Below are 13,331 nucleotides of genomic sequence, written 5' to 3'. Positions count from 1 at the left end.
CCGTCATGCATTCCCTTTGATTTTAAGTTTGAGATCTGCAGCAAAGGATAGCATGCGGTTGAGCGGTAGCAACGCGGCCTCGCGCAGCGCATCATCGACATGGATTTCATGCTCGCTGCCGCCACGTTCCAGCCCTTCGGCAATCGCTTTCAGGCCGTTCATCGCCATCCACGGACAGTGCGCACAGCTGCGGCAGGTTGCGCCCTCGCCTGCGGTTGGCGCTTCCAGCAACTCTTTGTTCGGCACCGCCTGCTGCATTTTGTAGAAGATGCCGCGATCGGTAGCGACGATCATCTGCGGATGCGGCAAGCTTTGCGCCGCCTGAATCAGCTGGCTGGTGGAACCCACCGCATCAGCCAGATCGACAATCGCCTGCGGCGATTCAGGATGCACCAGCACCGCCGCATCCGGATAGAGCGCCTTCATGCGTTGCAAAGCCTGCGTTTTGAATTCGTCATGCACGATACAAGCGCCCTGCCAGCACAGCACATCTGCGCCGGATTTTTGCGTGACGTAGCGGCCAAGATGGCGATCCGGTGCCCAGATGATTTTCTCGCCGAGGCTGTCGAGATGTTCAATCAGCTCAACCGCGATGCTTGAGGTGACGACCCAATCTGCGCGCGCCTTCACCGCCGCCGAGGTGTTGGCATACACCACCACGGTGCGATCGGGATGCTGATCGCAGAAGCGGTTAAATTCCTCAATCGGGCAACCGAGATCGAGCGAGCATTCCGCCTGCAAGGTGGGCATCAGCACAGTTTTTTCCGGGCTAAGAATTTTTGCGGTTTCGCCCATAAAACGCACGCCCGCCACCAGCAAGGTTTTGGCGGAATGTGTGCTGCCGAAACGCGCCATTTCCAGTGAGTCCGATACGCAGCCGCCGGTCTCTTCCGCCAGCGCCTGAATTTCGGGATCGGTGTAATAATGCGCCACCATCACCGCATCACGTTCTATCAGCAAGCGTTTGATTTTGTTTTTGTAGTGGGATTTTTCATCGTCACTGAGACGTGCCGGTTTCGGCGGGAAAGGATAGATCGCGCTTTCAGGATCAAACATCAGACTCATGACACGGCTCTCGTTTTCTCAATTTAACAAAATTGCCTTTTACGGCAATGATGCGGCATCAAAACCGCCATCGTGTTTTATATGCTAAACACGATAGCGGAATTACGCGAGAGTGTCGTCTCTTTTTTGCGCGCTCTAAAGCAACAATGTGCTCTTTTGAGGGCTTTCCAGCTCCAGCAGGAAAGCTTTAACGCTGAGCCCGCCCGCAAAACCGGTGAGTTTGCCGTTGCTGCCAATTACGCGATGGCACGGCGCCATAATCGATAGCGGGTTTTTACCGTTAGCTGCGCCCACGGCGCGCACCGCTTTGGGATTGCCGATCTGCTCGGCGATTTGCAGGTAGCTGCGCGTTTCACCAAATGGGATGGTGAGGAGTGCTTGCCACACTTTTTTCTGGAATTCGGTGCCGACAGTATCGTACGGCATATCAAACTGCTGACGCTCGCCAGAGAAATATTCGCGCAGCTGGCGTTCGGCCTCACACAGAATCGGATGTTGATCGTTACGGCTGATCGGCTTCAGCGGCACGCGCTGCGCCCCTTCGTTTTCCCACAGAATCGCCGACAATCCCTTATCGGTGGCAACAAGCGTGAGCTCACCAACGGGCGTTGCGATGATTTTGGCATGATACATGGTGCACCTCCGGCTTAATCTCTGCTGGCGATTATCGCATTTCCGCCGCAGGAAACTGGCTGTTTTCGGTCATCAGCATAAACTGGTTAGCTGTCCGAAAGCAGCGAGTTTTCCCATTCAGCTTGCGCGACCATGCCGTTTATTTGCCGGAGACGATGATGTTTGATGCTGAAATTGCTTACCAGGCGCTGACGTCGCGCGATAGCCGCTTCGACGGGCTGTTTTTTGTTGGCGTGACATCCACCGGCATCTATTGCCGCCCCATTTGTCCGGTGAAAGCGCCGATGCAGAAGAACTGCCTGTTTTTTAGCAGCGCAGAGGCCGCCGAGAAAGCGCACTTCCGCCCGTGTTTACGCTGCCGCCCGGAACTGGCACCCGGCTCTGCGCCGGTGGATAGCCATCACCGCATTGCCGATCGTTTAATTCGCCGCATCGAAGAGGGCATGCTGGAAGAGCAGGAGACGCTGGCAGACATCGCTAGCGAGTTTGACCTGAGTGAACGTCAATTACGTCGCGTAGTGCAGCAGGAGCTCGGGGTATCGCCTTTAGAGCTGCGTCAGACACGTCGTATGCTGCTCGCTAAGCAACTTCTGACGGAAACCTCACTCCCGGTAACAGAAATTGCTTATGCCAGCGGCTTTCGCAGTCTGAGGCGTTTTAACGATGTGTTCCAGGCGCGCTATCGCATGACACCTTCCCGCTTGCGTAAACAGAATCAACCCGACGCCGTGAAGACCACGCAGGAGAGCGCTGAACTGCGCCTGAGTTATCGGCCGCCTTACGATTGGGATGCGATGCTCGATTTCCTGCAGCAGCGCGTGATGAAGGAGGTGGAATGGGTAAACGAGGGCATTTATCACCGCACCGTGGCGCTGGGCAATTGTCGCGGCTGGGTGCGCGTGAGCCATGTTGCGGAGAAACAGTCGCTAAAGGTGCAATTTACAACGTCTCTGACGCCGGTGCTGCCCGCTTTGCTGCGTCGTCTGCGCGACCTGTTCGACCTGGATGCACAGCCACAGCGCATAGCAGAGCATCTAAGCCACGATCCGCTTTTAGCCGAGAGCTTGTCGCGCTTTCCCGGTCTACGCGTTCCTGGTGCGTTTGACGGCTTTGAGTTGGGTGTGCGCGCGATACTCGGCCAGCAGGTTACGGTGAAAGCGGCAACCACGTTAAGTAGCCGAATGGCACAACGTTTTGGTGAGCCGCTGGTAACGCCGTGGTCAGAACTTTCACGTTTGCCGCCGAATGCGGAGTCGCTGGCGGCGGCGAGCATCGATGATATCGCCAGCCTGGGCATTGTCAGTGCGCGTTCACATGCCATTCAGGCGTTGGCGCAGGCCTGTGCTTCTGGCGCATTGCGCTTTAACGGTGCGGTGAATGCGGACGTGGTTCAGCAGCAGTTACTGGCGCTAAAAGGCATAGGGCCGTGGACGGCAAGTTATATCGCGATGCGCGCACTGCGTTGGCCTGATGCGTTTCCCAAAGAAGATATTGCGATTCGTAATAACCTCGGCGGCGTGAGTGCCAAAGTGGCGGAGCAGTTATCGCAGGTTTGGCGACCGTGGCGCAGCTATGCGGTGCTGCATATCTGGAAAAGTCTGACGCCGGTTAAGAAATCTGAATAGTGCGTTTCAGGCGGAAATAAGGGGCGGTTGCGTAAAGTCGCCGTGGATACATCCCTGTAGGCTCTGCCGGCGCATCCATGCGCCGGAAGCTTTACTCCACCGCCCCTTATCCCCGCCTTTATGCAAAAATGTGCACTAATTTTAGAAGCGACTTTTGAGCCTGAAAGCTCTGAAAGGCGGGAGCGGAAGGAGCGAAGCGTCCGAGCCATGGATGGCGAGGCCGATCCACAGGGATGTGTTGTGTCTTCGCGATCCGTCCCGCCTTTTAGAGCCCGGCACCGATCCCAAAGCAACATCGCTAGAATTTTTTTCTAAAACGTAGAAAAGCAAAAAGGCGCCTTTAGGGCGCCTTTCTACATAACTGGTGGGTCGTGCAGGATTCGAACCTGCGACCAATTGATTAAAAGTCAACTGCTCTACCAACTGAGCTAACGACCCGCTGTGGGGCTTACAACCTTTACTTGATGGTGGGTCGTGCAGGATTCGAACCTGCGACCAATTGATTAAAAGTCAACTGCTCTACCAACTGAGCTAACGACCCATCAAGGTTGTGAAGCTTACTGAAGAAATCATCTCACTTACAACGGGTTGAGATGGTGGGTCGTGCAGGATTCGAACCTGCGACCAATTGATTAAAAGTCAACTGCTCTACCAACTGAGCTAACGACCCATCTTCAGTGCTGCCGATACTTGTTAAGATATGTCCCGGCAACGGCGGCATATATTACTGATTTAGCGGGAGGGCGCAACCCTTATTTTCCACTAAATGTCTCAATTGCTTACCTTTCATGCTGTAAGACCAGAAATCACACGAAATCCGGTCTTTTAAGCACAAATTACAACCCGGCAAGACGTTTTTGCGCCTGCTTAGCAGAATCACTATTTGGGAATTGTTTGATCACTTGCTGGAAGACTGCCTTGGCTTTCGCCGTGTCGTTCTTCTCTTGCATGATCACGCCAACCTTAAACAGCGCTTCCGGAGCTTTTGGCGATTTCGCGTAATTTTTTACCACAGTGGCAAAATAATAGGCCGAATCGTCTTTTTTACCCTTGTTGTAATACAGCTGACCCAGCCAGTAATTGGCATTCGGCTGATAGGTAGAATCAGGATATTTCTTCACCCAAGCCTGCAGGGCAGTAATCGCCTGATCGTACTGCTTCTTCTCCAGAATCAGCGCAACGGCAGCATTGTAATCCGTATTGGCATCGCCGGTTTGTGCTGGCGCGGCCGCACTGGCGTTATCGCTGCTACCGCTATCAGCCGCTGCGGCACCCGCAGCGCCCGCAGCAGCGGCATCCGCACCACCGCCGGCCTGCGCACCGTTACTGCCGGAGCTGAGGCTGTCGATTTGCTGATAAAGCTGTTTCTGGCGCTCGATCACCTGATTAAGCTGATAGCTGTTTTGCTGGATTTGCCCGCGCAGCGAATCGATATCGCTTTGGTTGTCGCTCATCTGCTGCTGCAATTGCTGCAGAAGCTGAGCCTGGGCATTTGAGATACGTTCAAGAGTGGTGACGCGGTCTTCGACCGAGCCTGAGCCAACGCTACTGATTGACGCCTGGGCATTAGCAGCCCCCAAAGGGGCCGCTAAACCAACCAGTAACGACAGACTCAACAGATGAAGTCTGAAGTTACTCATCATGATATTTTCTTAGTAAACCAGTACGGCACGACGGTTTTTAGCGTAAGCCGCTTCGTCATGACCCAGTACAGCTGGTTTTTCTTTACCGTAAGAAACGATAGACATCTGGTCAGCAGAAACGCCTTTGCCTTGCAGATACATCTTAACGGCGCTTGCACGACGTTCGCCCAGGGCGATGTTGTATTCTGGAGTACCGCGCTCATCCGCGTGACCTTCGATGGTCACTTTGTAAGACGGGTTGCCACGCAGGAATGCAGCGTGCTGATCCAGCATCTGAGCGTAGTCAGAAGCCACGTCATACTTGTCCAGACCGAAGTAAACGATGTTGTTCTGCTGCAGCTGCTGCATCTGCAGGCGCGCTTGCTCGTCAGAAGACATGTTACCGTTCTGACCAGCACCGTAAGCACCGTCGTTAGCGCCCATACCAGTCTGATCGTTGTTGTTGTTTTTGTGTGAGCTACATGCAGCTACTGCGATAACCGGCAGAGCCAGCATCAAACCCTTCAGCACTTTGTTCAGTTGCATTTCTTTATCCTATTATTTTGTTTGCCATACATTTTAATCCCCCGCCGTGCAGGGGATCTATGCATCACAGATACGGCGACCAGGCAGGGAATTTGACCTGTCCATCAGTTGCCGGAAGACGCGCTTTGAAACGCCCGTCGGTTGAAACCAACTGCAACACGGAACCCATCCCCTGAGTAGAGCTATAGATTACCATTGTGCCGTTTGGCGCCAGACTCGGCGTTTCATCCAGGAACGTGTCCGTTATTGTTTGAACGGCTCCCGTTACCAGATCCTGTTTGGCGACATGCTGAGCGCCACCGGCGCTGCTGATCATCACCATAGTTTTACCGTCGGTTGACACATCCGCATCCTGGTTTTGCGCACCTTCCCAGGTAATACGTTGTGGCGCACCGCCGTTGATACCAACTTTATAAATCTGAGGCGCACCGGCCTGATCCGAGGTGTAAGCCAGCGTCTGGCTGTCCGGGAACCACGTCGGTTCAGTGCTGTTGTAGCGACCATCCGTCACCTGACGCGTCTGACCAGAAGCCAGATCCATCACGTACAGGTTCAGGCTACCGGTTTTCGACAACGCGAAGGCCAGTTTAGAACCGTCTGGTGAGAAGGCTGGCGCACCGTTGTGACGTGGATAAGAAGCCACCTGACGGATTGCACCGTTAGACAGCGTCTGCACAACCAGCGCAGATTTGCCGCTTTCGAAGGTTACGTAAGCCACCTTGCTGCCATCTGGCGACCAGGCCGGAGACATCAAGGGCTGCGGTGAACGGTGAACCACAAACTGGTTGTAGCCATCGTAATCCGATACGCGCAGCTCATACGGGAACTGACCGCCGTTGGTCTGCACCACATAGGCAATGCGGGTACGGAATGCGCCTTTAATGCCGGTCAGCTTCTCGAACACTTCGTCACTGGCGGTGTGCGCTGCATAACGCAGCCACTGCTTAGTCACTTTATAAGAGTTCTGTGCCAGCACGGTGCCTGGTGCGCCGCCGGTATCCACCAGCTGATAGGCAATTTGATAGCTGCCGTCAGCATTTGGCGTTACTTGGCCGACCACGACCGCATCAATACCCAATGCGCTCCATGCGGCAGGTTGAACTTCCTGCGCGCTGGCTGGCTGTTGTGGCAGACGAGAACGATCGAGCGGATTGAATTTTCCGCTGTTGCGTAAGTCAGCAGAAACGATCCCGCCGATGTCTTCTGGTGCCGCGCCTGGGCCAGCCCATTGGAACGGTACCACACCAATAGGGCGTGCGGTGTTAACGCCCTGCGTAATTTCAATACGGACTTCTGCATGAAGCATTGCTGCCCACAGCAGTACAAAAAAACCTAAGGTTACACGAAGTGCCTGCTTCATTTTTTCTCCCTTACCTGAACCAGAGGTTCATGATAATTCGCACAGTTCCTGAAAAACACGAGTACTTATAGAGTACGGCGAGCTAACCATAGTTCAACCTGCCGTACGTTACTGCATTATTCTGGTTTGAAACGCATAGGTGCGTTTTTAAACACTTCATACACCGCCTGCGAAGGCGGCTTTGGAATACGCGCCTGCTTCGCGGCAGCGATTGCTGCCTGACACAAGGCTGGATCGCCACCTTCCGATTTAACATCAATCAGTAAACCATCCGGTGCCAGCTTGATGCGCAGGTTGCACTCTTTACCTTTGTACAAATCAGCATCGTAGAAACGGCTCTGAATCGCGCCGACCACTTGCCCCAGATAATTATTGATATCTGCGCCTGACGCGCCAGCCTTCTTCTGATTGCCCTGCCCTGCAGCGCCACCCGATGCGGTGCCGCTTTTCGGTGCATTCTTACCAGAAGACAAACCACCTAACAGGTCATCAACCGCATTTTCATTCTTCGCAGCTTCTGCGGCGGCTTTTTTGGCATCTGCAGCAGCTTTCGCTTTTGCATCCGCTTTGGCCTTCGCAGCTGCATCGGCCTTGGCTTTCGCCTCGGCTGCAGCCTTCTCTTTCGCTTCAGTTGCAGCTTTTTCTTTTGCCTCAGCAGCCGCTTGCTCTTTCGCCTCTTTCGCTTCCTGAGCCGCTTTCGCCTTCGCATCGGCAGCAGCCTGAGCTTTGGCTTCAGCATCCGCTTTGGCTTTTGATTCTGCGGCCGCTTTTGCCTGCTGCGCCGCTTTCTCTTTGGCCGCTTCAGCAGCGGCAGCTTTGGCTTCCGCGTCCGCTTTCTTCTTCGCGTCAGCTGCGGCTTGCTTGGCTTCTTCTACCGCTTTGGCTTTGGCGTCAGCAGCCGCTTTTGCTTGCGCATCGGCTTCCGCTTTAGCATCGGCCTTGGCTTTCGCTGCGGCAGCTTCGGCAGTTTTCTGCTGTTCCTGCGCTTGCTTAGCGGCGGCTTCAGCGGCTTTCTGCTGCTCAGCCTGCTGCTTCGCCTGCTCTTTGGCTTCCTGCTGGGCCTGCAAGCGCTCTTTTTCCATCTCTTTCAGGCGCTGCTGCTCAGCAGCTTGTTTCTGCTGTAACTCTTCGGCCTGCTGCTGCGACTGTTTCTGACGCTGCTGCTCGGCGCGCTGACTGTCTCGTTGCTGATTCTGCTGGCGGTTATACTGCTCAACCACGGCGCCTGAATCGACCATCACTGCGTCAATATCACTGCCACCGCCACCGCCGCTGGATTCGATTTTTTCGTTAAACGAGCTCCAAATCAGTAAGGCGATCAGCACGATGTGCAGAATCACCGAAACGATTATTGCGCGTTTTAACTTGTCGTTCTGCTCGGTTGCCTTCGACACACTCGGTTCCCAAAAACGGTTCGCTTTAAATCGGCTGCGTCATCAAACCGACAGATTTCACGCCAGCCTGATGTAACAGGTTCAGCGCCTTGATGATTTCGTCGTAAGGGACGTCTTTCGCACCGCCGATCAGGAAGACCGTTTTCGGATTGGCTTCAATCCGGCGCTGCGCTTCGCTCACCACCTGCTCCGGCGGCAACTGCGTCATACGATCGTGATCCACCACCAGGCTGTACTGGCCAACACCAGACACTTCAACAATCACCGGTGGATTATCATCAGTTGAGACGGTTTTTGAATCTGTCGCATCCGGCAGATCCACTTCCACGCTCTGGGTAATAATCGGCGCGGTTGCCATAAAGATGAGCAGCAACACCAACAGCACGTCCAGCAGTGGAACAATGTTGATTTCCGACTTAAGGTCGCGTTTACCGCGACCACGGGTTCTGGCCATCGTAAACCTCGACTTACTTCGTGTTGTCGTTGGAGAAAGCCTGACGATGCAGGATAGCCGTGAACTCTTCCATAAAGTTGTCGTAGCCCTGTTCCAGCTTGTTGACGCGCTGGTTCAGACGGTTGTACGCCATAACGGCAGGAATGGCCGCAAACAGACCGATTGCGGTCGCGATCAACGCTTCGGCAATACCCGGTGCAACCATCTGCAGCGTCGCCTGTTTTACCGCACCAAGGGCGATGAAGGCGTGCATGATCCCCCACACCGTACCGAACAGACCGATATACGGACTGATTGAGCCAACGGTGCCAAGGAAAGGAATGTGAGTTTCCAGCGTTTCCAGTTCACGATTGAAGGAGATACGCATCGCACGGCTCGCACCCTCTACCACGGCTTCTGGCGCATGGTTGTTAGCACGGTGCAAGCGCGCAAACTCTTTGAAACCCGAATAGAAGATTTGCTCAGATCCGCTCAATTCATCGCGGCGTCCCTGGCTTTCCTGATACAGGCGTGACAGCTCAATACCGGACCAGAACTTATCTTCAAAGGCTTCGGCTTCGCGCCCCGCCGCATTCAAAATGCGCGTACGCTGAATAATGATCGCCCATGAGGCAATAGAAAAGCCGATCAAAATCAACATGATAAGTTTGACCAGAAGGCTCGCCTTCAGGAACAAATCAAGAACATTCATGTCAGTCACTGCTTGAACTCCGCGACAATAGACTTGGGAAGCGCAATTGGCTTCATTAGATGTGGGTTGATGCAGGCAATCAGGACTTCTGCTTCATTTAGCACTTTGCCTTCTGCATTCACGATACGCTGCGAGAACGTCATCGTTGCACGCGTCATTGAGGTCACTTCTGTTTGAATTTCCAAAAGATCGTCCAGACGTGCAGCTGCAACAAAATCGATCGTCATGCGTCGTACCACAAAAGCCACCTGCTCTTCCAACAGGACCTGCTGATTGAAATGGTGCTGGCGCAACATTTCGGTACGTGCTCGTTCATAGAAAGCAAGATAACTGGCGTGGTAAACCACACCACCGGCATCGGTGTCTTCGTAATAGACACGAACCGGCCAGCGAAACAGCGTAGTACTCACTCTACATCCCGGTCTCATTTTAAACGTTGCTACTATACGCAAGTGAGATCGGCTTGGGAATGGTCCGCTGACGCCGCGCGAAAATAATTATCACAGGTTAACAACTGGAAGGATTTATAGGATGTTTCTTGACCGGGCGCTGACAAAACCTCACGCCAGCGCCTGAAAATGCAGCGTTTTTAAGTCCTGAACCTGGACTTAATGGTAGAACCAAAAAATTCCTGCCAACAAAATCAACAGTGCGGGCAGAGGTGAGAAAAGAGCCTGCCAACGCGTTTGTTGTGGACTGAATCCGGTGCCGTGAATCACGCCGGTACACACAGCCCAAATCAGCAGCAATCCATGCCATATCGCCAAATCACTTGTACGCGCAGCAAAGCGTGAAGGTTGCCAAATAACGCATCCCGCCAGCCACAGTGCCAGAATTAACGAAAGGGCCCGAAATGGGCCCTTGTCCATCAGACGATACATCGTCCGAATCAGTGTGCGCATCAGACTTGCTCGTCCTTGGCGCTGCTCTCTTCAACATGCTCCAGCGCCAGCGCCGTGATCACACCGAACGCACAGGCCAGCAAGGTGCCAAGAATCCAGGCAAAATACCACATGCTCAATCTCCTTAATCAGTACAGGGAGTGCGTATTGCTCTCAATGTGTTCTTTGGTGATACGGCCAAACATCTTGTAATAACACCAGGCGGTGTACGCCAGGATAATCGGTACAAAGATGATGGCGGCAATGGTCATCACTTTCAGCGTCAGCAGGCTAGACGTGGCATCCCACATCGTCAGGCTGATGCCTGGCACGGTGCTGGATGGCATGATGAACGGGAACATCGCAATCCCAGCAGTCATGATCACGCAAGCTAAGGTCAGTGAAGAAGAGATAAACGCCAGAGCGCCCTTCTCGATACGCGAAAAGAGAATGGTCAGCAGCGGTAACACCACGCCCAACAGCGGGAACAGCCACAATACTGGCATCTGCTCGAAGTTCACCATCCATGCGCCCGCTTCACGCACCACATCTTTACCCAACGGGTTGGATGCGGCGTGATGATCGATAACGCTTTTCAGCACATAACCATCAATACCGTATTTCACCCACACGCCGGCAAGGATGAAGCACACCATCATCACCAGCGCCGAGATTTGCGCGGTGCTGCGGCTGCGGACGTGCAACTCACCGGCAGTACGCATCTGCAGATAGGTTGCGCCCTGCGTCAGGATCATCGCCACACTCACCACGCCCGCCAGCAAGCCAAACGGATTCAGCAGTTGGAAGAAGTTACCGGTATAGAACAGGCGCAAATATTCGTCAGCATGGAACGGCACGCCTTGCAGCAGATTGCCGAACGCCACGCCAATCACCAGCGGCGGGACAAAGCTGCCGATGAAAATGCCCCAATCCCACATGCCGCGCCAGCGCATATCTTCAATCTTCGAACGGTAATCAAAACCAACCGGACGGAAGAACAGTGAAGCCAGCACCAGAATCATCGCCACATAGAAGCCGGAGAACGCAGCGGCATACACCATTGGCCAGGCGGCGAACAGCGCGCCACCGGCGGTGATCAGCCAAACCTGGTTTCCGTCCCAGTGCGGCGCAATGCTGTTAATCATGATGCGACGTTCGGTATCGGTACGACCCAAAATGCGGGTCAGCATACCGACGCCCATATCAAAGCCATCGGTGACCGCGAAACCAATCAGCAACACGCCAATCAGCAGCCACCAGACAAAGCGCAATACTTCGTAATCAAACATGGTCGCTCTCCTTATCCACGCGCCGGCTGAGATGATGTCTTCAGCGTTTCATGATGATAGCGGCCGGTTTTCAGGCTGCTTGGACCGAGGCGCGCGAACTTGAACATCAGGTACATTTCCGCCACGAGGAACAAGGTGTAGAGACCGCAAATCAGCGTCATTGAGAACAGCAGATCGCCGACGGTCAATGAGGAGTTAGCGACAGCGGTTGGCAGCACCTCACCAATTGCCCACGGCTGGCGACCATACTCAGCAACGAACCAACCCGCTTCAATCGCAATCCATGGCAATGGAATGCCGTACAACGCGGCTTTCAGTAACCAGCGCGACTTACCAATACGGTTACGTATGACGCTCCAGAAGGAGAATGCAATGATGCCCAACATCAGCACGCCGCCCAGCACCATGATGCGGAAGGCGAAGTACAGCGGTGCAACGCGTGGGATCGAATCCTGCGTGGCTTTATGGATCTGCTCTTCGCTGGCGTTAGCCACATCCGGCGTATAGCGCTTCAGCAGCAGGCCATAACCGAGATCCTTTTTGCTGGCTTCAAACTCGCTGCGCACCGCAGGATCTTTGCTACCACCGCGCAGTTCGTTCAGCAGCGCGTACGCTTTCATGCCGTTACGAATGCGCACTTCATGCTGCGCCAGCAGATCTTTCAAACCGGTGACTGGCGTATCGACTGAACGTGTAGCGATCAACCCGAGCAGATACGGAATCTGAATCGCATATTTGTTTTCCTGCGTCTCCTGATCCGGAATACCAAACAGCGTAAACGCAGCAGGAGCCGGTTGGGTTTCCCATTCCGCTTCAATCGCCGCCAGCTTGGTTTTCTGCACGTCGCCGATTTCATAACCAGATTCGTCACCCAGCACGATCACCGACAAAATCGCCGCCATACCGAAGCTGGCTGCGATAGCAAAGGAGCGTTTAGCGAAAGCAATATCGCGCCCTTTTAGCAGATACCATGCGCTAATACCAAGGATGAACATCGCACCTGTGGTGTAGCCAGCGGCCACGGTATGCACAAACTTCACCTGCGCAACCGGGTTTAGCACCAGCTCGGAGAAGCTCAGCATCTCCATACGCATGGTTTCAAAATTGAACTCGGAAGCAATCGGGTTTTGCATCCAGCCATTCGCCACCAGAATCCACAGCGCGGACATGTTGGAACCGAGCGCCACCAGCCAGGTCACCGCAAGGTGTTGCACCTTGCCGAGGCGATCCCAGCCGAAGAAGAACAGGCCAACAAAGGTGGATTCGAGGAAGAACGCCATTAAGCCTTCAATGGCGAGCGGCGCACCGAAGATATCGCCGACGTAATGTGAGTAATATGACCAGTTGGTACCGAACTGGAATTCCATGGTCAGGCCGGTAGCCACGCCGAGCGCAAAGTTGATACCAAACAACTTGCCCCAGAACTTGGTCATATCTTTATAAATTTGTTTCCCCGTCAGGACATATACGGTTTCCATGATCGCCAATAAAAACGCCATACCCAGCGTTAATGGCACGAACAGGAAATGGTACATCGCCGTCAGGGCAAACTGTAAACGCGACAGCTCGACAATATCTAACATGATGACTCCTTGCTCCTCGCATGAACTTCCCCTGCGGATGACAACGGCAAACAACAGACATTGACGCGCAGAATAAGATTCAGGAACGACTGATTATTGATTCCAGTTTTGTTACTGATAGAACAGAGAAAGCTGTTGCTCGAAGAAGGCGAGTAACAGTGATGAAATTCCCTTAAAAACCGATCTTT

14 protein-coding genes and 3 tRNA genes are annotated in these 13,331 nt (G+C 53.8%); 1 reads left to right on the top strand and 16 read right to left on the bottom strand.

Going from position 1 to position 13,331, the window contains the following annotated elements:
- Positions 1-3: 3 nt before the first annotated feature.
- Together nadA and BM323_RS18065 are read right to left on the bottom strand one after the other, a co-directional pair.
- On the bottom strand, positions 4-1,065 hold the full coding sequence (nadA, locus tag BM323_RS18070) for a quinolinate synthase NadA (RefSeq protein WP_008109034.1): 1,062 nt from the start codon (positions 1,063-1,065) through the stop codon (positions 4-6).
- A 135-nt stretch (positions 1,066-1,200) separates the two neighbouring features.
- On the bottom strand, positions 1,201-1,698 hold the full coding sequence (locus tag BM323_RS18065) for a methylated-DNA--[protein]-cysteine S-methyltransferase (RefSeq protein ID WP_008109032.1): 498 nt from the start codon (positions 1,696-1,698) through the stop codon (positions 1,201-1,203).
- A 158-nt stretch (positions 1,699-1,856) separates the two neighbouring features.
- Here BM323_RS18065 and BM323_RS18060 point away from each other — a divergent pair, with 158 nt between their 5' ends.
- Positions 1,857-3,323, top strand: coding sequence for an AlkA N-terminal domain-containing protein (locus tag BM323_RS18060; protein WP_008109030.1), 1,467 nt, complete (start codon positions 1,857-1,859; stop codon positions 3,321-3,323).
- A gap of 362 nt (positions 3,324-3,685) precedes the next feature.
- Here the strand turns inward: BM323_RS18060 and BM323_RS18055 are convergent.
- The 14 genes from BM323_RS18055 to cydA all read right to left on the bottom strand — a co-directional run bounded on the left by BM323_RS18055 (position 3,686) and on the right by cydA (position 13,143).
- Positions 3,686-3,761, bottom strand: a tRNA-Lys gene (locus BM323_RS18055).
- A 27-nt stretch (positions 3,762-3,788) separates the two neighbouring features.
- Positions 3,789-3,864: transfer RNA gene (locus tag BM323_RS18050), tRNA-Lys, on the bottom strand.
- Positions 3,865-3,917: 53 nt separating this feature from the next.
- Positions 3,918-3,993, bottom strand: a tRNA-Lys gene (locus tag BM323_RS18045).
- A gap of 166 nt (positions 3,994-4,159) precedes the next feature.
- A complete protein-coding gene (gene cpoB, locus BM323_RS18040; protein ID WP_008107398.1) occupies positions 4,160-4,966 on the bottom strand; it encodes a cell division protein CpoB in 807 nt (268 codons plus the stop codon).
- A 9-nt stretch (positions 4,967-4,975) separates the two neighbouring features.
- Positions 4,976-5,491: a peptidoglycan-associated lipoprotein Pal gene (gene pal / locus BM323_RS18035; protein WP_008107396.1), complete on the bottom strand. Its 516-nt coding sequence runs from the start codon at positions 5,489-5,491 to the stop codon at positions 4,976-4,978.
- Positions 5,492-5,555: 64 nt separating this feature from the next.
- On the bottom strand, positions 5,556-6,851 hold the full coding sequence (gene tolB / locus BM323_RS18030) for a Tol-Pal system beta propeller repeat protein TolB (RefSeq protein WP_008107394.1): 1,296 nt from the start codon (positions 6,849-6,851) through the stop codon (positions 5,556-5,558).
- A gap of 116 nt (positions 6,852-6,967) precedes the next feature.
- Complete coding sequence (gene tolA, locus BM323_RS18025; RefSeq protein WP_008107391.1) at positions 6,968-8,245, bottom strand: cell envelope integrity protein TolA; 1,278 nt, start codon at positions 8,243-8,245, stop codon at positions 6,968-6,970.
- A gap of 25 nt (positions 8,246-8,270) precedes the next feature.
- The gene (gene tolR / locus BM323_RS18020) at positions 8,271-8,699 is read right to left on the bottom strand and encodes a colicin uptake protein TolR (RefSeq protein WP_008107389.1); all 429 of its coding nucleotides are present in this window, start codon (positions 8,697-8,699) and stop codon (positions 8,271-8,273) included.
- A 13-nt stretch (positions 8,700-8,712) separates the two neighbouring features.
- Positions 8,713-9,399, bottom strand: coding sequence for a Tol-Pal system protein TolQ (gene tolQ, locus BM323_RS18015; RefSeq protein WP_008107387.1), 687 nt, complete (start codon positions 9,397-9,399; stop codon positions 8,713-8,715).
- A complete protein-coding gene (gene ybgC, locus BM323_RS18010) occupies positions 9,396-9,800 on the bottom strand; it encodes a tol-pal system-associated acyl-CoA thioesterase (protein WP_008107385.1) in 405 nt (134 codons plus the stop codon). The genes tolQ and ybgC overlap by 4 nt, the downstream gene beginning before the upstream one ends.
- A 198-nt stretch (positions 9,801-9,998) precedes the next feature.
- Entirely contained in the window at positions 9,999-10,292 is a 294-nt protein-coding gene (ybgE, locus tag BM323_RS18005) for a cyd operon protein YbgE (RefSeq protein ID WP_008107381.1), read from the bottom strand.
- Positions 10,292-10,405, bottom strand: a complete 114-nt coding sequence (cydX, locus tag BM323_RS18000; protein ID WP_007890642.1) for a cytochrome bd-I oxidase subunit CydX — start codon at positions 10,403-10,405, stop codon at positions 10,292-10,294. Before cydX ends, ybgE begins: the two co-directional genes overlap by 1 nt.
- Positions 10,406-10,420: 15 nt before the next feature.
- Positions 10,421-11,560, bottom strand: coding sequence for a cytochrome d ubiquinol oxidase subunit II (cydB, locus tag BM323_RS17995; protein WP_008107378.1), 1,140 nt, complete (start codon positions 11,558-11,560; stop codon positions 10,421-10,423).
- Between the two features lie 11 nt (positions 11,561-11,571).
- Positions 11,572-13,143, bottom strand: coding sequence for a cytochrome ubiquinol oxidase subunit I (gene cydA, locus BM323_RS17990; RefSeq protein ID WP_008107377.1), 1,572 nt, complete (start codon positions 13,141-13,143; stop codon positions 11,572-11,574).
- Positions 13,144-13,331: the final 188 nt, after the last annotated feature.

Source organism: Pantoea sp. YR525 (assembly GCF_900116775.1).
GTDB classification, from domain to species: Bacteria; Pseudomonadota; Gammaproteobacteria; order Enterobacterales; family Enterobacteriaceae; genus Pantoea; species Pantoea symbiotica.
This window is presented reverse-complemented; position numbering and strand designations above follow the sequence as displayed.